Raw genomic sequence first — 17411 nt, 5'->3', positions numbered from 1 at the left:
ATCAGATGAGCAGACCGACGACCGCCGCGAGCGTGGAGTAGAGCGCCCAGGAGACGGCTCCCAAGAGGCGCGCGAACGGCCCGACCATGATCAGCAGGATGAGGATGATGAATGTGTAGCGTTCCAGACGCATGAGTTCATACGCCCAGCGCCCCGGCAAGAATGCCATGAGTACGCGTGAACCGTCAAGAGGTGGCAGCGGTATCATATTGAACACAGCGAAGTTGACGTTGATCAGCGCGAGAAGCTGCATGACCGTATAAAAACCCTGCGATACAGGCAAACCGAGACGCGCGTAGACAGCAAAAAAAAGCATGGCCAAAAAGGCTATGACAAGGTTAGATGCCGGCCCTGCCAGAGCCACGAGGACTTCGCCCTTGCGCATGTCGCGAAAATTCCTCGGGTTTATCATCACGGGCTTCGCCCAGCCGAAATGAACGAGGAACAGCGTCAGAAGCCCGATGGGATCGATGTGCGCCTTGGGATTGAGCGTGAGCCTGCCCATGAGGCGCGGCGTCATGTCGCCCATGGCGACGGCGACGCGTGCATGGGAATACTCGTGCACGACCATGGCGATCAAAATTCCCGGGATACCCGCGATGAACCACATCAAATCAGAACCAAACATATTCCGCCTCCCGTCAGTGTTTCGCTTTGCCGAGCGCCGTCATGAGAATTGCTGTCACAGACTTCGCATCGAAGATCTCGCCGGCTTTGACGCGCTCTACGGCCTCTTCGAGCGGCATCTTGACGACGTGGATGAACTCATCGTCGTCCGTATGCTGCTCGCCCGCCTGCAAATCGTGCGCGGCGTAGATATGGATATACTCATTGGAAAACCCGACGGTCGTGCCGATCGTCGTGAGCTTTGCCCAATACTTTGCCGTGTATCCCGTCTCCTCCGAAAGTTCGCGCACGGCGCACGCGAGCGGATCTTCCTTCGGAAAGTCAAGCTTGCCCGCTGGGATCTCAAGCGTGACACGGTCGACGGGATAGCGGTACTGGCGCACGAGCAGCACCGTACCGTCCTCGAACACGGGCAGGACGGCGGAAGCGCCGGGATGCCTAACCCACTCGCGCACGGCTTCCCTACCGTTCGGCAACGTCACCGTATCACGCCGAACATGGAGCAGGACGCCGTCGTAGATGTTTTCACTCTGGAGCTTTTTCTCCAACAAATCTTCGTACATATTTTCCCCTTTATTTCGAGAAACTGCGGCTGATTTCAGCGCGTTTAATTCTAGCATTATCCACCATTTCCCGCGCATTGTCAAGCGCGGCCGCCGTGATGTCGCTGCCCGACGCCATGCGTGCGATCTCGTTGATACGCTCGCCCTCGGCGAGGAGCTGTACCTCCGTCAGCGTGCGCCCTTCCTGCGTCTCCTTGTGGATGTAAAGATGCGCGTCCGCCATGCAGGCAATCTGCGGCAGATGCGTGATGCAGAGGACTTGCCTGTGCAAAGCGACCATGGCGATGCGTTCGGCGACCATGCGCGCCGTCTTGCCGCCGATGCCCGTGTCGATCTCGTCAAATACCATGCTCGGCGGCGAATCATCATTCGCGGCCGAAACAGCCTTGACGGCAAGAGCCACGCGCGAAAGCTCGCCACCCGAGGCGACGTCCTGCAGCGGCTGCTCCTTCTCGCCCGCATTCGCCGAGAAGAGCATGACGATGTCGTCCGCTCCCGCCGCACTGTAGTCTGCTGCACGGAGCGCGATGGAAAAGTGCGCCTTCTCCATGCCGAGAGCCTTGATCTGCTCGCCGACGTGCGCGGAGAACGCCTTGGCAGCGGCAGAGCGCAGTTTCGTAAGCTTCTGCGCCTCCTCTTTCAGCGTATCCGCCGCTTTCCTCAGTGCAGCTTTTAGGTCTTCCAAGTCGACATCGTAGTTCTCGATGCGCTGCAGTTCCGCCTTGACCTTCGCCAGATGGGCGAGCACGTCCGTCGTCGTCGCACCATACTTGCGGCACAATTTGTCGATGACGCTCATGCGGCTTTCCAACGAGTCGAGCCGATGCGGATCAAACTCCATGTCGGAGCCGTAGTCGCGAATCTCATACGACGCTTCCTGCAAGTCACAATAGGCGTTCTCCACCATCTTGCAGGCATTGTCCAACTCATTGCCGAAGCGCGAGAGTGATTCGAGGTTCTTCTTGACCTTGCTCAGAGCCGCGAGGACGTTCAGCGCCTTGCCTCCCACATCGCCGTTCAAGAGCGCGTAGGATTCTTCGACGAAGCCTGAGATCTTTTCGGCGTTCGAGAGCTTCTTGATCTCCGCCTCGATGCGCTCGTCCTCGCCCTCCTTCAAATCGGCCTCCTCGATTTCCTTTTCCTGCCAATGCAGGAGATCGAGGCGTTCCGTCGTGTTCTTCGCTTCCTCTTCCTTCGCCCTGAGCTTCTTCTTGCAGTCGTTCCAAGCGGCGAAGCTTTTCTGATAGACATCGCGCTGCTTTTCAATGGCGGCGTCCGAAGTATCGAGGAGGAGAAGCTGGTTTTCGGGGCGCAGCAGCGCGAGATTGTCGTGCTGCCCGTGGATGTCGACGAGGTAGGCGCCAAGCTCTTTTAGCAGCGCGAGCGTCACACGGCAGCCGTTCAGGAGGACGGAATTCTTCCCCTTGTGCGAGACTTGGCGCGTGATGATGAGCTCGTCATCCTCCACAGGAATCGCCTGCTCCTCAAGGAGACTCTTCAATGCAGTCTGCGCTTCCAGATCGAAAACCGCCTCGACACGCAGCCATTCGCAGCCGCTTCGTATGGCGGTCGCCGCGAGACGCTTGCCCAGCACCGCGCCCAAGGCGTCGATGAGGATGGACTTGCCTGCGCCCGTCTCACCCGTCAGGATGTTCAACCCCGCACCAAATTCGATTTTCACATGCTCCAAAAGGGCAAAATTCCAAACCGTCAATGTCTTTAACATGATGTTCCTCTCACTGCGCGAAGAATTTCTCCATGCGCCGCACGACCTCGGGCGTCGCCTCCCGAGGCTTGACGACGACGAGGATGTTGTCGTCGCCCGCCACCGTGCCGACGATCTCCTGCCAAGGCATATGATCGAGGACGGCGGCGACGGCATTGGCAGCGCCGGGCAACGTCTTGACGACGATGATGTTCTCACTGTAATCGAGAGAAACGACGGAATCGTAAAAGAGGCGTGCCATGCGCTCCTTGGAGAGCACGGCTCCCTTTTCTTTCGGCAGCGCATAGCGATAGCGGCCATTCCCCGCCGGCACCTTGACGAGCATCATCGTCTTGATGTCACGCGACACGGTCGCCTGCGTCACGTCGATCTGACGCGCACGCAGCGCCGCTGCCAATTCCTCCTGCGTTTCGATGGCAGTGTTTTCGATGATTTCACGAATGACCGCGTGACGCTTGACCTTCATGCTCTTCCCCCGTTCTCTCGAAAGCGCGCTTTCCCTCAGGCATTATCCAGAAGTTTTTCCTTCATCGTGCGGTAATAATCCTTGTCGCCGAATTTCACAATGCGTGCGGGATTTTTCGCCTTGCGCACGATCACCTCATCCTCATCGGCAATCTGAAACGACTTCTGTCCATCGAAGGTAACGAAAATATCGGAATGTCCGGCCTTGATGCGCATGCGCACTGTATCGTCCTCGGAAATCACCATAGAACGGATGTCGAAGGTATGCGGGCAAATCGGCGTGAGGACAAGCGCCTTGACGTGTGGATTGACGATCGGCCCGCCCGCCGAAAGGGAGTACGCCGTCGAGCCTGTCGCTGTAGAGACGATCAGTCCGTCCGCCTTGTAGTTCGCGATGCGCGTATCGTTGATGGAAAGTCCGAAACGCAGCATACGTGCAAGCCCGCCCTTCGTCACCACGATGTCGTTGACCGCGCTTCCCTTGTAGCTCTTCTTGCCATGATGGACGACGTAGCCCGAGAGCATGAGTCTTTCCTCGATGTGGTACTCCTTGTCGAGGATCTTCTGCAGCTTCGTCTCTATCTCATCCAGTTCAATGTCGATGAGGAAGCCGACCGTGCCGAAGTTGATCCCGCAGACGGGAACGGTCTGCTCGTAGACGCGGCGGCAAACATTCAGAAGCGTGCCGTCACCGCCGATGCTCAGCGCCATGTCGATCGGATGACGGTTGATGTTCTCGATGCCGTACTCCTCGTGCCCTAAGAGTCTCGCCTCCTTCGCTGGAAGCAGCACGCACACCCTCTTATCGGCAAAGAAAGCGAGCACGCGATCGAGGATCGCACGAATATTCGCCTTCGTCACATTGGGAAAAACCGCTATGGTAAACATCAAATCCCTGCCTACTTGTCCAATTCCGTATGCGCCTCTGCTACGACAGCGACGATTTCCTCTTGTGAAACACCCGACGCGGCAGACTCTTCTCCTGTGCAAACGAGGTGCATAAGGTACTCGATATTGCCCTCCGGCCCCTTGACAGGAGAATAAGAGAGCGCTCGGATGCAAAATCCCGCTTCCTGCGCGGCACGAAAGACGTCCCGGATCACGATCTCATGCACATGCGGATCGCGCACGACGCCCTTCTTGCCGACATTTTCGCGTCCCGCCTCGAACTGCGGCTTGATCAGAGCTGCGACTTCGCCCTGCGGTTTCAGCAAGGAGCGCACTGCCGACAGCACCTTCGCGAGCGATATGAAGGCAACATCGATGGATGCGAAGTCGACGAGCTCACCGAGCGCCTCTGGCGTCACATGGCGGATGTTCGTGCGCTCCATGTTCTTCACGCGTGCGTCCGTGCGAAGTTTCCACGCGAGCTGACCGTAACCGACGTCGATGGCGTAGACCTTCGTCGCGCCGTTCTGCAGGGCGCAGTCCGTAAAGCCACCCGTCGATGCGCCGATGTCCGCCATCGTCTTTCCCGCAAGCGAAATGGAAAAGGCTCTGAGAGCCTTTTCCAGCTTCAACCCGCCGCGGCTCACATAGGGCATCTCCTCGCCTAAAAGTCGAAGCTCGGCCTCGGGTTTCACGCCCGTCCCCGCCTTTTCGACCTTCTTGCCGTCGACGAGCACCCTGCCTTCCATGATCATCGTGCGCGCGCGCTCGCGGCTCGCGGCAAGGCCGCGCTCGACGAGCAGAACGTCAAGCCGCTCCTTCGCCATCGCGTGCTCCCTTCCATGCCGTGAGGATGTTTCTTGCCATCTGCTCAGGCAAAAGCCCGGCCATTTCCAGAAGCTCCTGCGGCTTTCCCTGCTCGATGAATGCATCGCCGATGCCAAAGCGCACGACGGGCACGAGAAGACCTGCGTCTGCCAAGGCTTCGAGCACGGCGCTGCCGAAGCCGCCGGCGAGCGCATTCTCTTCCATCGTCACGAGCATCTTCTTCTCGTGTGCCATGCGATGCAGCAATTCTTCGTCCAATGGCTTTACGGTGCGCATGTTGATGACGGCGGCAGAAAGCCCCTCCTCTTTCAGAAGCTTCGCCGTCTTTTGCGCCGCATCGACCATGCTGCCGACAGCGAGGAGCGCGATTTCTCCCTCCTCCTCCAAGACTTCCGCCGCAAGACTCTCCAACGGATTGAACGGTTCTTCCAACGCCGCGCCGAGCCCCTCGCCACGCGGGTAGCGCAGAGCTACCGGGCCTTCTAGGGAAAGCGCCGTCTTGAGCATGCGTCCAAGCTCATTCTCATCCTTGGGCGCGAGCACCTTCATGTTCGGCAGGTGGCGCAGATACGAGTAGTCGAAGACGCCGTGATGCGTCGCGCCGTCCTCTCCGACGAAGCCTGCGCGGTCGAGCGCGAAGACGACGTGCAGGTTCTGCAGACAGACGTCGTGCAAGATCTGGTCGTAGGCACGCTGAGCGAACGTCGAATAGAGCGCGAGCACGGGCTTCCTGCCCGCCGCTGCAAGGCCCGCAGCAAACGTCGTCGCATGCTGCTCAGCGATGCCCACGTCGAAGAAGCGCGTCGGGTACTTCTCGCTAAAAGCGCGCAGACCCGTGCCGTCGGGCATCGCCGCCGTGATGGCGACGACATCTGCATCCTCTTCGGCAGCTTCCATCAAAGCCTTGCTGAAGACGCTCGTGTACGTCGGCTTCGCGCCCGCCTTCTTCAGCGCCGTGCCGTCGGCAACGTCAAATTTACCGATGCCATGGAACTTATCCGGCGCCTTCTCCGCCGGTGCATAGCCCTTGCCCTTGCACGTCTCCACGTGAATGAGCAGGGGGCCCTTTAGCTGTTTTGCCTGCTCGAACACATCGAGCAGAAGGGCGATGTTGTGCCCGTCCAAGGGGCCGATGTAGTGAAAGCCCATGTCGGTGAAGAGGCCGCCCGGCACGAGCGCCGAGCGTACGCCGTCCTTGATGTGCTCGGCCGTCCGGTAGACACGCTCGCCGATATGCGGGATGCTCTTGAGAAAGTTCTTGATATCCTGTTTTGCACGATGATAGCCCGGTGCGACGCGGAAGCGCGACAGATACTCGGACATCGCGCCGACATTCGGCGCGATGGACATGCCATTGTCGTTCAGAATCACGATGATGTCCTTGCCCAGTGTCCCCGCATTGTTCAGTCCCTCGAACGCCTCACCGCCCGTCAGTGCGCCGTCGCCGATGACGGCGGCAATGCGGTACTGCTCACCCGCGATGTCACGCGCCGCCGCCATGCCGAGGGCGGCCGAGATCGACGTACTCGAATGACCTGTGCCGAAAGCGTCATAGACGGACTCCTCGCGCTTGGGGAAGCCCGTGATGCCGCCTTTCTGGCGAAGACCGGCGAATGCCTCGCGCCTGCCCGTCAGAATCTTGTGCGCATACGCCTGATGACCGACGTCCCAGACGATCTTGTCCTCCGGACAGTCGAACGCCCTGTGCAGGGCGAGCGTAAGCTCCACCGTGCCGAGGCTCGGGGCGAGATGACCGCCCGTCTGGGAAACTGTGTCGATGATATAGCGGCGCAGTTCCCTCGCCAGCTGCGAAAGCTCATCGAGCGTGCAGCTTTTCAGTGCGTGCGGTTCGTTTATGCGTTCCAACAGCTGTACCATATCCATCCGCCTCACTTTTTCCGCCCGAGCAGAAACAGCGCCAAATCCCGCAGGAAGGCGGCGCGTTCGCCAAAGATATCGAGCGCCGCCACGGCCTCCTCTACTGCATCCTCAGCCAATTTCTTCGCCTCTTCCAGGGAGGTCAGCGTCACATACGTCGCCTTCTCGTTGCGGACGTCACTGCCCACGGGCTTGCCGATCGCCGCCTCATCTCCCGTGACGTCGAGGATGTCATCCGTGATCTGAAAGGCCAGCCCGAAGCGCTCAGCATAAAGCGTCAGCGCGGCGAGTTCCTCCTCCTTCGCGCCCGCCAGGATCGCGCCCGAGCGTATGGCAGCGCAAAACAGTGCGCCCGTCTTGCCCATGTGAATCTTTCGAAGGGCTGCCAAATCGAGACGCCTGCCCTCGCCCTCAAGGTCGAGAACCTGCCCGCCGACCATGCCGTAAGGGCCTGCCGCACGGCTCATCTCGGAGACGACGGTGACGAGGGTTTCAGGGGCAGCGCCCTCTTGGCGCAGCATGACCTCGAAGGCGAGCGTCAACAGAGCGTCGCCCGCGAGCACCGCGATTCCATCGCCAAAAACCTTGTGGTTCGTGGGCTTGCCGCGTCGATAGTCGTCGTTGTCCATCGCGGGCAGATCGTCGTGAATCAAGGAATACGTATGAATCATCTCGATGGCGCATCCCGTCGTCAAGAAGGCCGCGCCATCCTTGCCGACGGCGTCTGCCGCCGCCATCAGGAGCACGGGGCGCAGGCGTTTGCCGCCCGCCATGAGGCTGTATTCCATCGCCCTTTCCAGCGTCTCATCATACGCGGGCACTTTCTTCAGCTCGCGCAGAAGCCCCTCTTCCACCAAGTCGGCACGCTTTTTCCATTCCGCCTTAAAATTCACGTGCATCCCCCTCAATCTCCAAGCGAAACTCCTCGACTGCGCCGCCCTTTTCCTTGAGCACGACATCCATCGCCTTTTCCGCACGATCGAGCGAAGTCATGCAGAACTTCGCAAGTTCCACGCCCTTCGCATAATTGTCCATGAGCTGTTCCAAGCTCAAATCGCCGTTTTCCATCGCCTGCACAAGTTCTTCCAGCTCCACGAGCGCTTGCTCAAAGGACGGCGTCTTCTTTCTCGGCATCATAAACCTCCTTCTCGCAAACCTCCGACGACGGCGTCAAAGCTGCCGTCGGCAAGGCGCACGAGGATCCCATCTCCAGCGGCAAGCTCCTTTACACTGCGCACGGCCGCACCATCTTTCTCCACAACGCTGTAGCCGCGCCGTATGACGTGCAGCGGATTGAGCATTTCGAGCTTTTCCGCTGCGACCTGAAAGGCGTGCTGCTTTTCCAGCAGGGCGCGGCGCATCCCGTGGTCGAGCGCTTCTGCTGCCATGTCGAGCCTTTGACGACGCTCGGCTAGGAGCACCTGCGGCGGACGCTTCAGGAAGAAGCCGCCCAGACGCTCCACGCGCTCGCGCTCGTAGTAAAGACGGCTCTTCACCGCCTTTTGGAGACGCATCTCGCATTCGCCAATGCGTCGAATGAGCGCCGCTGTCTCGGGCACGGCGAGTTCCGCCGCCTGCGACGGCGTCGCCGCACGCACATCACTCGCATAGTCGGAAAGAGTCGTATCCGTCTCATGACCGACGGCAGAAATGACGGGAATCACGGAGTCATAGATCGCACGCACGACAGGCTCCTCATTGAAAGCCCACAAATCTTCCGCCGATCCGCCGCCTCTGCCGACGATCAAAAGGTCGACGGGGTATTTCTCATTGAAGAAGCGGATGGCGGCAGCAATCTCAGCCGCCGCGCCCTCGCCCTGCACGAGCGTCGGATAAAGAACCAAGCGAACATTTGCATCGCGCCGTTTGGAAACGCGGTAAATGTCGCGCAGCACTGCGCCCGAAAGGGACGTCACGATACCGATCGTGCGAGGAAACGGCGGCAGAGGCTTCTTGTGTTCCTCATTGAAAAGCCCCTCGGCGGCAAGACGAGCCTTCAGCTGCTCGAAGGCGACGCTCAGTTCTCCCGCCCCCACGGGCAGAAGGCGCTCGACATAGAGCTGATAGGCACCGTCGCGCTCGTAGACGGAAACCTCGCCCGTGGCGACGACTTTCATGCCGTTTTCCGGCTGAAAACGCAGCAGCCGCGCACGGCTCTTGAACATTACGCCCTTCAGAGACGCCGTCTCATCCTTCAGCGTGAAATAGCAATGTCCCGAAGCGTACATCTTGTAATTGGACAGTTCACCCTCGACGGAAACATTGCGCAGCAATCCTTCCGACTGGAACATGCTCTTGATGTACTGCGTGAGCGCAGATACGCTGTGAACCGTCAAACCGCCTCCTCCTTCCGAAGTCGTCATAAGGAAAGGGGCTGTCGCGCAAAAGGCAACAGCCCGAGGATCACCTTGCCAGTCCGCCCAAGATCCCGTTGACGTAGCGGCTGGAATCATCCGTGCCAAATTTCTTCGCCAGCTCGACCGCTTCGTTGATGGCGATGCCGACATCCACCTTTTCCGCACCGTACTTCATCTCGTAGAGCGCGATGCGGACGATGTTGCGGTCGACGCCTGTCATGCGGTCGAGCTTCCAATCATGCGTGGACGCGGCGATCTCCTCATCGATGGCGGCGAGATGCTCGCGCGTACCGCGCACGAGGGAAGCTGCATAGCTATAATCCCGCTTCGTCTCAACGGGCATTTCCTCAACCGCCGCATCGAGCGCCCACATCTGGCACGCCTCTTCAGAAGCCGCCTCCGACGGCGGATTGAGCTCCAGTTGGAACAACGTCTGAAGCGCCGCCTCACGCGCCTGTCTACGACTCATAAACCAAAACCTTTTCCTTTCCTGTCGCTCAAAAGACAAAGCAAAGAGCCGCTTCCAGTCTCATTCCCTGAAGCGATGCTGCCGATAACGCTGCCGATAGGGAAACATCTCATCAAAAAAATCTTCCACATCGCGCAGACGAATATCATGATCGATGCGAATGCCAACGAGCAGCCCGACAAGGCAGCAGAAGAGCACGAAGAGCGTCTGCCAGAAGCCGAAGATAAGCACGGCGAGACCAAAAAGCGCCCCGAAAAACACGCCGCCAATCTTGCCGCGATGCGGCAGGAGCGCGGGCGCGTGCGCTTCAAAAAAAGCCTTGAACGGGCATGTCTTTTTCTCACCCATCTGCCTTCCTCCTGTCAAACGACGCGCTTCTTCTTCGTCAGCGGCGCATTGGAAATATCTTCAACGACAATGTCCAGCGAAAACTCATCGACGCCCATCGTTTCCTGCATAGCGCGGCGAACTTCCGTGCGAATATCGTCGGAAACAACGGCGGCATTCGCCTCCTTGCCTATGACGATAGCGAGACGAAGGGAGAGATGCGCCCCGTCCTTCGCGGTCTTCTTCGCGACGGAAACCTTCACCTGGAGACTCCGGACGCCCGAAACGGCCTGCACCGTCTGCTCCACGAGATTGTGGACGGCGCCGATCGAGACGCCGACATCGCCCGCCTTGCCATGGAGCACGAGGAATTCGCCGCCCTCCCGTTTATCTGAGCCACCCGAAAAGCTGCAGCCGATCAGATGTATGCTTAGAAGAAATACAAGAACGCCGCCCGCAACCAACTGCCATTGCTGCGCTCCCATCAGGTAGCGGTACTCGTTGAGCAGGATCGGTTCGGGCACGATCTGCAGGGCAAGCGCCGCGATGCCCAACGAAAGACACGCGACGGCGAGCGCGTAAAGGAACAAAAGAAAGCGGTTGATGATCCCCATGAACTTTCCTCTCCTCCTCAGTGGACGCGCGCGTCCTCTTCCTCTGTTTCCTCAGCGAAACTCACGCCTTGCACATGGACGTTGACTTCGACGACGGTCAGCCCCGTCATGTTTTCGATTGCCTTCTTGACATTTTCCTGCACAGCAATGGCTACATCGGGAACGCGTGCACCGTACTTCACGATCATGTAGAGATCGACCGCCGTTTCCTTCTCGCCGACCTCGACCTTCACGCCCTTCGTGAAACTCTTCTTGCCGAGCATTTCGGCGATGCCGCCAGCGATGCCGCCGCTCATGCCCGCGACGCCGTCAATCTCCGTCGCGGCGAGTCCCGCGATAATGCCCACGACCTCATCGGCGATGCGGATCGAACCGATCGCGCCTTTTTTGCTCATGCTGACTTCCTCTGCCATGGAAAATTCCTCCTTCAAAACACACTGCACGCCGCCCTGTCGGGCGACAGATGCAGAAAGCACATCGTATGCCGCCTTATCCGCAGCAGATGCAAAAGAAAATCAGGCGCGCTCGATATAGTTGCCCGTACGCGTGTCGATGCGCAGGACGTCGCCTTCATTGACGAAGAGAGGCACGCGCACGACGTAGCCCGTCTCGACTGTCGCCATCTTTGTCGCGCCCGTCGCCGTATTGCCCTTGACGCTCGGCTCACACTCCGTGACCTTGAGATTGACGGACGTCGGCAGCGTGATGCCAATGATACGATCCTTGAATGTCTGCAGATTGACTTCCATATTTTCCTGCAGGTAGTTCAGCGCGTCGCCGAGCTGATCTTTGCTCAATTCCGTCTGCTCGTAGTTCTCCGTATCCATGAACGTATACATGCCGTCGGCTTCATAGAGGTACTGCATCTTGCGCGTATCGAGACGCGCCGCAGGCATCTTTTCGTTCGGGTTGAACGTACGCTCGACGACGGCTCCCGTCTCAACGTTCTTGATCTTCGTGCGCACGAACGCCGCGCCCTTGCCCGGCTTCACATGCTGAAACTCGACAACCTGCCAAACGCCGCCGTCAATCTCGATCGTGAGACCTGTACGAAAATCTGTGCTTGAAATCATTTGTAGCCCTCCAGTAACCTATCCTTGCGTTATCTCAATCAGGTGCTTTGCCGCCTTCGTCAGCGGCACGCCACCCCGCTTCTCCAGGAGCACCGTATCCTCGATGCGCAGTCCTCCCCAGCCCGGCAGATAGACGCCCGGCTCCACCGTGACGACCGTGCCTTCCGCGAGATGCTCCGCCCTGCTCTTAGGCGACAGGCGAGGCTCTTCGTGAATCTCCAGACCGACGCTGTGACCGAGTCCATGACCGAAGTTCTCGCCATAGCCCTCCTGCGTGAGGAAATCGCGCACGATTCGGTCGGCCTCCTTGCCCGAGATGCCGACATAGAGGCTCTTCACGCCGAGGATCTGTGCCTCAAGCACCGTGTGGTAAAGTTCCCTGTGCTTTTCGGACGCTTCGCCCAAGACGACGGTGCGCGTGATATCGGAATGATACCCTTGGTAAACAGCACCATAGTCCATTGTAACAAATTCGCCCGCAACAAGCAACTTTTCTGATGCAGTTCCATGCGGCAGGCTGCCGCGCACGCCCGATGCCACGATCGTCGTGAAGGCGGGACGTTCCGATCCATGCTCGCGCATGAACGCCTCCAGATGCGCGGCAACCGCACACTCCGAGATACCGGGGCGCAGGAATTGCAGCACGTCGTCAAACGCGCGGTCGCTGATCTCCACGGCTTTTCTCAAGCAGGCAATCTCCTCGGCGTCCTTGACCTCGCGCAGCGGCTCCAGCGCGAGGCTGATGAAATTCTCCTCCTGCCAGGCGGGCAAGAGCTTCCGAAACGCTTGGAACGTATCAAAGGAGACATCTCTTCCCTCGAAGCCCAGCGAGCGGCAGCCAAGCTCCTGCACCGCCTTCGCCGCCTGCTGCCAAAGCCCCGCTTTCTGCTCGACGACCTCGAAAGCGGTTTCTGCCTTCGCCTGCTCCATATAGCGAAAATCCGTGAGCAGCAACTCGCGCTCCGCCGTGATGAGGAGAAGCGAGTCGTCGCCCGTAAAGCCGCTGAAATAGCGCAGATTCACGACCTTGCTCACGAGCATCGCCTCGACGCCCTTCTCCTTCATGAGGGTGCGCAGACGCTCTACGCGCTTTTCCGTGCTCATCGCCTCGCCCCCTTCTCCTTCGCTTCGAGCTTCATCAAAGCGATTTCGAGCGCCCCCAGATAGCTCTCCGCACCGAATCCCGCAACCTGTCCCATGACGACGGGCGCGATCACCGACGTATGGCGGAACTCCTCGCGCCGATGAATGTTCGACAGATGAATCTCGATGACGGGCACGGAAACGGCGGCGATCGCATCGCGCAGAGCGATGCTGTAGTGCGTGAAAGCGGCGGCGTTCAGCAAGATGAAGTCCACTCTGCCCTCGGCATTCTGCACGGCATCGACGAGCGCCCCCTCATGATTCGACTGAAAGAACTCGATGGCCGCGCTCGCTTTTGCCGCACGCTCCCGCAGCGCCTCGTTGATGTCCGCAAGCGTCGCAGCCCCGTAGATTTCCGGCTCACGCTTTCCGAGAAGATTGAGATTCGGACCGTTTAGTACCAAAATTTTCGACAAGATTTCTCCCCCCGTCGTTTCCAGCTTTTTAATAGCGAATCACAAAGTCCTGCTCATCCGCCGTTTCCCGCTCCTCCGTGACAAGACCGCTGACACGGATGTAGCCGTTGCCCTGCCAAATCCTGTTCCAGAGCGCCTCGACAGCCTCGGCTTGCCCCTGCACCTCCATCGTGACGGAACCGTCCTCCATGTTGCGCACCCAGCCGCAAAGGCCAAGCTCCAGCGCATTTTGCTGCACGAAGAAGCGAAAGCCGACGCCCTGCACGCGCCCCTCGGCTCTGGCAAAGAAGCGCACATTTTCCTTTTCCATCACATTCATCCTTTCTCCCTACGGCGGCGCAGGATGGCATACTCCTCAACGGGCTGCTCCATGCGCAGATGCACGATCTGCTGCGCGTGAGCTGCCGTCGAAACAGGCTCGCCCGCCTCGTCCCTCATCTCCGTCAAGCGCTGGCAGAACGTCTCACGCGTCGGCTGGAACACTTCGATCTCCTGTCCGACCTTCATATTGTTGCGCTGCTCGACCGTCGCCATGCGCGTCTTTTCATCGTAATGGCGCACGAGTCCGATGAAATCCGCCGTCTGCTCGTACGAAGCGCTCGCATAGATCTGGTCGCCCCCATCGGGCACATGGTCGAAGAAGCCGCTCGTGTAGATGCGGTGCGATACCTTCTGCAGCTCTTCGAGCCAAGAATCGCGCAGATGGAACGCCTGCCCCTCATCATAGGCGGCGTCGATCGCCTCGCGGTAGACCTTTGTGACGCTCGCCGCATAGTGGACACTCTTCATGCGCCCCTCGATCTTCAAGCTGTCGAGTCCCATGTCGCAAAGCTCAGGCAAAAAAGGCAAGAGGCACAAGTCCTTGGAATTCATGATGTAGGTACCGCTCTCGTCCTCCTCAATGGGGAAAACCTCGCCGGGACGACTCTCTTCCACAAGCCCGTAGCGCCAGCGGCACGCCTGCGCACACGCACCGCGATTCGCATCGCGCCCCGTAAGGTAGCTGCTCAGGAGGCAGCGCCCCGAATACGATATGCACATTGCGCCGTGCACGAACATCTCCAACTCAACCGTAGAATGCGCACGGATCGCGGCGATCTCGGCACGCGAAAGCTCGCGTGCAAGCACGACGCGCTCAGCGCCGAGCTTCTGCCAAGCGTCGACCGTTGCCCAATTCGTATTGTTCGCCTGCGTGCTGATATGAAGCGGCACAGAGGGAGCAAACTCACGCGCAAGCGAGAAAACGCCAAGGTCGGAGATGAGCAGTCCGTCGACATGAATCTCAGCGAGGAAGGAAAGGTACGCCGGAAGCCTCTCCAAATCCGCATTGTGTGCGAAGATATTGAGCGTCACATAGACCTTTCTGCCAAGCGCATGGGCAAAACGCACGCCTTCTTCCATCTCCGCCTCGCTGAAGTTGCCGCCGAAAGCGCGCAGTCCGAAGCTCTTGCCGCCCAGATATACGGCATCCGCACCATAGATGAGCGCCATCTTGAGCTTCTCCAAGTTGCCCGCGGGGGAAAGAAGCTCCGGCTTTTTCATGCACCCATCGCCTGCGCGGCAAAACGGATCACGATTTTCCGTCAAATTCATCTAGCGCACCTTCTGCACGATGGCGTCGTGCTCCTCGTATGTATGGGAATAATAGTTATGTCCCTCCCTGTCCGCGACGAAATAGAGATAGTCCGTCTTCGCTGGCCAGAGCACGGCCTCGATGGACGCCGTGCCGGGATTGGCGACGGGGCCGGGCGGCAGTCCTCGGTGCTGGTAGGTGTTGTACGGCGAATCCATCTCCGTGTCCTTGAGCGTCACATCCTCCTTCGGTGCATCGAGCAGGTACTGCAGTGTCGCATCCGACTGCAACGGCATGCCGATGGCGAGTCGCTTCAAAAGAACCTGCGCGATGATTGCGCGGTCTTCCTCGTAGCGCGCCTCCTTCTCCACGAGCGAAGCGAGAATGATCAGCTCATAGATGCTCAGGTTTTCCTCCTTCGCACGCTCGCGCATCTTTCGCGTGAGCCGCTGATCGAAATCGCGCGACATCATCGAGAGGATGCCGTCGACCGTGATGTCGCCGTCGACCTCATACGTATCGGGGAAGAGAAAACCCTCGGCATAGTAGCGCGCCTTATCGTTCTTTTCTATATAGTCGTAGGGCGCATAATGCTTCGCCGCCTTCAGGAACTCCTCCTTCTTCACGATGCCCTTCGCATCGAGGCGCTTGGCGATGTCCTCGACGGTGAAGCCCTCGGGAATCGTGAAGCGCACCTGCACCGTCTGCCCTTCGACCAAGGCCTGCAGCACATCGCGCGGCTCCATGTTCGTATGGAGCGCATACGTGCCAACCTTGAAAGCGCCGTCCGCGCCGTTCATCTTCGCCGCCAGCCAGAACTTGAAGCGGCTGCGTATGACGCCACGCTTTTCGAGCATTCCTGCCACATCATCAGCGCTCATGCCTGTGCGAACCGTGACATAGACGTCTTTCTGCTCCTCTGAGACAGGCGTCGCTGGCGAAAGAGCGTAAGAACAGAGCCCGAGCAGCAAGAAAAAAAGAAGCGCAGGCGGCAAAATGTACTTTTTCATATATCCCGTCCAATCTTCCGGCGGAAAGCGGCGCAGTTCCTCGAAGGAAAGGCTCTTCGCCCACGAAAGGAATATTTCCTGCCCCCATACCACGCAGACGAGGAAAAGCGCCAGAGCCTTGCCAAGATATGCCAAAGCCACAGTTCCGAGACTCTTTCCCGCTTGATCTTTCTCGGGTGAATCAGAAAGCATTCCCTTGAAGCGCTCGACCCATGGCGCAAGAAAATCCGGCAGCCGCAAAAAAACATCCCCTTCCATTCTATTTCCAATCCCATTATACGCAATACCTGTAAAAATTACAACAGGCATAGAAAAAGCCGACGCTTCATCAGCGTCGGCACTTCCTCTCATGAATCGTCAGTCTTCCTCTTCGTCATCCATCAGCGCGTCATAAGCACGCTGCACAGCGTCAAATTCCTCGTCCGTAGGCTCGACGTATTCCTCTTCACCATCATCGCCCATGATGACCTTGGCGATGAGTACATCCTCATCGTGCTCACCGCAGCCGCAGCCACAGCTGTGCGCATGCTCCTCTTCCTCTTCCTCGTCATGGATGCCGATGAGCAGCGCGAATTTGTCATCACCGACAGGGATGATCATTTCCTCACGGTAATAGTAGCTATTTCCCTCTTCGTCCGTCATCTCGACAATGACGTCCGCATCCTCGTCCAAAATTTCTTTTTCCTTGTCCGACATATCTTTTTCCTCATTTCTCTTCTGGGACTGCGCCGACGCGCATCCCTAGATTATCCAAATATCCCTGCAAGATGAATACGGCCGCCATCTTGTCTATAACCTTGCGACGCTTGGCGCGGCTCACGTCGGCCGCGATCAGCGAGCGCTCCGCCGCCACGGTCGAAAGCCGTTCGTCCCAAAAGACGACCTGGCTGCCCTTGAACTTCTTCTGCAGTCTCTGTGCGAAGTCGCGCACGACGTCGCAGCGCTCGCCCTGCGTGCCGTTCATGTTCTTCGGCAAGCCGACGATGAAGGTGTCCGTCTCGTAAAGCTCCATCAGTTCCTTGAGACGCGCGAAATCCTTGTCCCACGACTTGCGCCGAATCGTCTCAACGCCCTGCGCCGTGAGCCCGAGCGCATCGCTCGCGGCGACGCCGATCGTACGGTCGCCGACGTCGAGCGCAAGAATCCGCTTCTTCACGCCTTCTTCTCCCGATGCGCCTCGATATAGAAATGCACGAGCTCTTCCAAAAGCTCGTCACGCTCCAGCTTTCGCACCTTACTGCGCGCCTCCTTGTAGCTCGTCACATAGGCAGGATCGCCGGAAAGAAGGTATCCGACAAGCTGGTTGATCGGATTGTAGCCCTTTTCTTCCATCGCTTCGCAAGCCTCGCGAATGATGACCTCAGCCTTGTTTTCTTCCGCGCCGAAGCGGAACATCATCGTTTCATCGCTGACCATCTCTTGCTGTGCCTCCCATCGGAAATGCTCGCATCTGC

At 58.7% G+C, this 17411-nt stretch carries 23 protein-coding genes; all 23 read right to left on the bottom strand.

What is annotated here, in order from left to right:
- Position 1: 1 nt before the first annotated feature.
- The 23 genes from RWS31_RS08340 to RWS31_RS08230 all read right to left on the bottom strand — a co-directional run bounded on the left by RWS31_RS08340 (position 2) and on the right by RWS31_RS08230 (position 17373).
- Positions 2 to 628: a site-2 protease family protein gene (locus RWS31_RS08340; RefSeq protein WP_006192440.1), complete on the bottom strand. Its 627-nt coding sequence runs from the start codon at positions 626 to 628 to the stop codon at positions 2 to 4.
- Between the two features lie 13 nt (positions 629 to 641).
- Positions 642 to 1190 carry an NUDIX hydrolase gene (locus RWS31_RS08335; RefSeq protein WP_314597469.1) on the bottom strand — a complete coding sequence of 183 codons (549 nt, stop codon included), beginning with the start codon at positions 1188 to 1190 and terminating at the stop codon, positions 642 to 644.
- A gap of 10 nt (positions 1191 to 1200) precedes the next feature.
- On the bottom strand, positions 1201 to 2916 hold the full coding sequence (gene recN / locus RWS31_RS08330; protein ID WP_314597467.1) for a DNA repair protein RecN: 1716 nt from the start codon (positions 2914 to 2916) through the stop codon (positions 1201 to 1203).
- A 10-nt stretch (positions 2917 to 2926) separates the two neighbouring features.
- A complete protein-coding gene (argR, locus tag RWS31_RS08325) occupies positions 2927 to 3382 on the bottom strand; it encodes an arginine repressor (RefSeq protein WP_314597465.1) in 456 nt (151 codons plus the stop codon).
- Between the two features lie 35 nt (positions 3383 to 3417).
- Positions 3418 to 4269 carry an NAD(+)/NADH kinase gene (locus tag RWS31_RS08320; RefSeq protein ID WP_009646014.1) on the bottom strand — a complete coding sequence of 284 codons (852 nt, stop codon included), beginning with the start codon at positions 4267 to 4269 and terminating at the stop codon, positions 3418 to 3420.
- A gap of 11 nt (positions 4270 to 4280) precedes the next feature.
- On the bottom strand, positions 4281 to 5096 hold the full coding sequence (locus RWS31_RS08315; protein ID WP_314597464.1) for a TlyA family RNA methyltransferase: 816 nt from the start codon (positions 5094 to 5096) through the stop codon (positions 4281 to 4283).
- Entirely contained in the window at positions 5077 to 6975 is a 1899-nt protein-coding gene (dxs, locus tag RWS31_RS08310; protein ID WP_314597462.1) for a 1-deoxy-D-xylulose-5-phosphate synthase, read from the bottom strand. The genes RWS31_RS08315 and dxs overlap by 20 nt, the downstream gene beginning before the upstream one ends.
- 11 nt (positions 6976 to 6986) lie before the next feature.
- Complete coding sequence (locus RWS31_RS08305; RefSeq protein ID WP_314597460.1) at positions 6987 to 7874, bottom strand: farnesyl diphosphate synthase; 888 nt, start codon at positions 7872 to 7874, stop codon at positions 6987 to 6989.
- Entirely contained in the window at positions 7858 to 8109 is a 252-nt protein-coding gene (xseB, locus tag RWS31_RS08300) for an exodeoxyribonuclease VII small subunit (RefSeq protein WP_314597457.1), read from the bottom strand. The genes RWS31_RS08305 and xseB overlap by 17 nt, the downstream gene beginning before the upstream one ends.
- Entirely contained in the window at positions 8109 to 9311 is a 1203-nt protein-coding gene (gene xseA, locus RWS31_RS08295; RefSeq protein ID WP_314597455.1) for an exodeoxyribonuclease VII large subunit, read from the bottom strand. The genes xseB and xseA overlap by 1 nt, the downstream gene beginning before the upstream one ends.
- 67 nt (positions 9312 to 9378) lie before the next feature.
- Complete coding sequence (nusB, locus tag RWS31_RS08290) at positions 9379 to 9801, bottom strand: transcription antitermination factor NusB (protein WP_013740771.1); 423 nt, start codon at positions 9799 to 9801, stop codon at positions 9379 to 9381.
- Positions 9802 to 9861: 60 nt separating this feature from the next.
- Entirely contained in the window at positions 9862 to 10149 is a 288-nt protein-coding gene (locus tag RWS31_RS08285; protein WP_314597453.1) for a DUF2273 domain-containing protein, read from the bottom strand.
- A 14-nt stretch (positions 10150 to 10163) separates the two neighbouring features.
- Complete coding sequence (gene amaP / locus RWS31_RS08280) at positions 10164 to 10742, bottom strand: alkaline shock response membrane anchor protein AmaP (RefSeq protein WP_314597450.1); 579 nt, start codon at positions 10740 to 10742, stop codon at positions 10164 to 10166.
- Between the two features lie 17 nt (positions 10743 to 10759).
- Positions 10760 to 11155: an Asp23/Gls24 family envelope stress response protein gene (locus RWS31_RS08275; protein WP_006192453.1), complete on the bottom strand. Its 396-nt coding sequence runs from the start codon at positions 11153 to 11155 to the stop codon at positions 10760 to 10762.
- A gap of 102 nt (positions 11156 to 11257) precedes the next feature.
- Positions 11258 to 11815, bottom strand: a complete 558-nt coding sequence (gene efp, locus RWS31_RS08270) for an elongation factor P (RefSeq protein ID WP_006192454.1) — start codon at positions 11813 to 11815, stop codon at positions 11258 to 11260.
- An 18-nt stretch (positions 11816 to 11833) separates the two neighbouring features.
- Positions 11834 to 12919 (bottom strand): Xaa-Pro peptidase family protein, encoded by a 1086-nt coding sequence (locus RWS31_RS08265; protein ID WP_314597447.1) that lies wholly within the window; start codon positions 12917 to 12919, stop codon positions 11834 to 11836.
- Positions 12916 to 13374: a type II 3-dehydroquinate dehydratase gene (aroQ, locus tag RWS31_RS08260; protein ID WP_314597445.1), complete on the bottom strand. Its 459-nt coding sequence runs from the start codon at positions 13372 to 13374 to the stop codon at positions 12916 to 12918. Before aroQ ends, RWS31_RS08265 begins: the two co-directional genes overlap by 4 nt.
- Positions 13375 to 13402: 28 nt before the next feature.
- Positions 13403 to 13693 (bottom strand): acylphosphatase, encoded by a 291-nt coding sequence (locus RWS31_RS08255; RefSeq protein ID WP_314597443.1) that lies wholly within the window; start codon positions 13691 to 13693, stop codon positions 13403 to 13405.
- Complete coding sequence (locus RWS31_RS08250) at positions 13690 to 14967, bottom strand: U32 family peptidase (RefSeq protein WP_314597441.1); 1278 nt, start codon at positions 14965 to 14967, stop codon at positions 13690 to 13692. Before RWS31_RS08250 ends, RWS31_RS08255 begins: the two co-directional genes overlap by 4 nt.
- Positions 14968 to 16197, bottom strand: a complete 1230-nt coding sequence (gene mltG, locus RWS31_RS08245) for an endolytic transglycosylase MltG (RefSeq protein ID WP_399553746.1) — start codon at positions 16195 to 16197, stop codon at positions 14968 to 14970. It lies immediately after the preceding gene.
- Positions 16198 to 16314: 117 nt separating this feature from the next.
- Entirely contained in the window at positions 16315 to 16653 is a 339-nt protein-coding gene (locus tag RWS31_RS08240; RefSeq protein ID WP_006190522.1) for a DUF1292 domain-containing protein, read from the bottom strand.
- Positions 16654 to 16663: 10 nt separating this feature from the next.
- Positions 16664 to 17113, bottom strand: coding sequence for a Holliday junction resolvase RuvX (ruvX, locus tag RWS31_RS08235; protein ID WP_294175347.1), 450 nt, complete (start codon positions 17111 to 17113; stop codon positions 16664 to 16666).
- On the bottom strand, positions 17110 to 17373 hold the full coding sequence (locus RWS31_RS08230) for an IreB family regulatory phosphoprotein (protein WP_006190529.1): 264 nt from the start codon (positions 17371 to 17373) through the stop codon (positions 17110 to 17112). Before RWS31_RS08230 ends, ruvX begins: the two co-directional genes overlap by 4 nt.
- Positions 17374 to 17411 lie beyond the last annotated feature (38 nt).

Source organism: uncultured Selenomonas sp., assembly GCF_963528755.1.
In the GTDB taxonomy this organism is placed as follows: Bacteria; Bacillota; Negativicutes; order Selenomonadales; family Selenomonadaceae; genus Selenomonas.
The sequence above is the reverse complement of the archived record's forward strand: the minus strand, read 5'-3'. Positions and strand labels throughout refer to the sequence as shown.

What these genes read in the sequence shown, in the direction of transcription:
- RWS31_RS08335 (WP_314597469.1), bottom strand. Translation starts at nt 1,190, where the DNA reads ATGTACGAAGATTTGTTGGAGAAAAAGCTCCAGAGTGAAAACATCTAC.
- RWS31_RS08315 (WP_314597464.1), bottom strand. Translation starts at nt 5,096, where the DNA reads ATGGCGAAGGAGCGGCTTGACGTTCTGCTCGTCGAGCGCGGCCTTGCC.
- nusB (WP_013740771.1), bottom strand. Translation starts at nt 9,801, where the DNA reads ATGAGTCGTAGACAGGCGCGTGAGGCGGCGCTTCAGACGTTGTTCCAA.
- argR (WP_314597465.1), bottom strand. Translation starts at nt 3,382, where the DNA reads ATGAAGGTCAAGCGTCACGCGGTCATTCGTGAAATCATCGAAAACACT.
- RWS31_RS08320 (WP_009646014.1), bottom strand. Translation starts at nt 4,269, where the DNA reads ATGTTTACCATAGCGGTTTTTCCCAATGTGACGAAGGCGAATATTCGT.
- RWS31_RS08265 (WP_314597447.1), bottom strand. Translation starts at nt 12,919, where the DNA reads ATGAGCACGGAAAAGCGCGTAGAGCGTCTGCGCACCCTCATGAAGGAG.
- RWS31_RS08255 (WP_314597443.1), bottom strand. Translation starts at nt 13,693, where the DNA reads ATGAATGTGATGGAAAAGGAAAATGTGCGCTTCTTTGCCAGAGCCGAG.
- RWS31_RS08305 (WP_314597460.1), bottom strand. Translation starts at nt 7,874, where the DNA reads ATGCACGTGAATTTTAAGGCGGAATGGAAAAAGCGTGCCGACTTGGTG.
- RWS31_RS08285 (WP_314597453.1), bottom strand. Translation starts at nt 10,149, where the DNA reads ATGGGTGAGAAAAAGACATGCCCGTTCAAGGCTTTTTTTGAAGCGCAC.
- RWS31_RS08240 (WP_006190522.1), bottom strand. Translation starts at nt 16,653, where the DNA reads ATGTCGGACAAGGAAAAAGAAATTTTGGACGAGGATGCGGACGTCATT.
- efp (WP_006192454.1), bottom strand. Translation starts at nt 11,815, where the DNA reads ATGATTTCAAGCACAGATTTTCGTACAGGTCTCACGATCGAGATTGAC.
- xseB (WP_314597457.1), bottom strand. Translation starts at nt 8,109, where the DNA reads ATGCCGAGAAAGAAGACGCCGTCCTTTGAGCAAGCGCTCGTGGAGCTG.
- amaP (WP_314597450.1), bottom strand. Translation starts at nt 10,742, where the DNA reads ATGGGGATCATCAACCGCTTTCTTTTGTTCCTTTACGCGCTCGCCGTC.
- RWS31_RS08230 (WP_006190529.1), bottom strand. Translation starts at nt 17,373, where the DNA reads ATGGTCAGCGATGAAACGATGATGTTCCGCTTCGGCGCGGAAGAAAAC.
- RWS31_RS08340 (WP_006192440.1), bottom strand. Translation starts at nt 628, where the DNA reads ATGTTTGGTTCTGATTTGATGTGGTTCATCGCGGGTATCCCGGGAATT.
- RWS31_RS08275 (WP_006192453.1), bottom strand. Translation starts at nt 11,155, where the DNA reads ATGGCAGAGGAAGTCAGCATGAGCAAAAAAGGCGCGATCGGTTCGATC.
- RWS31_RS08250 (WP_314597441.1), bottom strand. Translation starts at nt 14,967, where the DNA reads ATGAATTTGACGGAAAATCGTGATCCGTTTTGCCGCGCAGGCGATGGG.
- dxs (WP_314597462.1), bottom strand. Translation starts at nt 6,975, where the DNA reads ATGGTACAGCTGTTGGAACGCATAAACGAACCGCACGCACTGAAAAGC.
- recN (WP_314597467.1), bottom strand. Translation starts at nt 2,916, where the DNA reads ATGTTAAAGACATTGACGGTTTGGAATTTTGCCCTTTTGGAGCATGTG.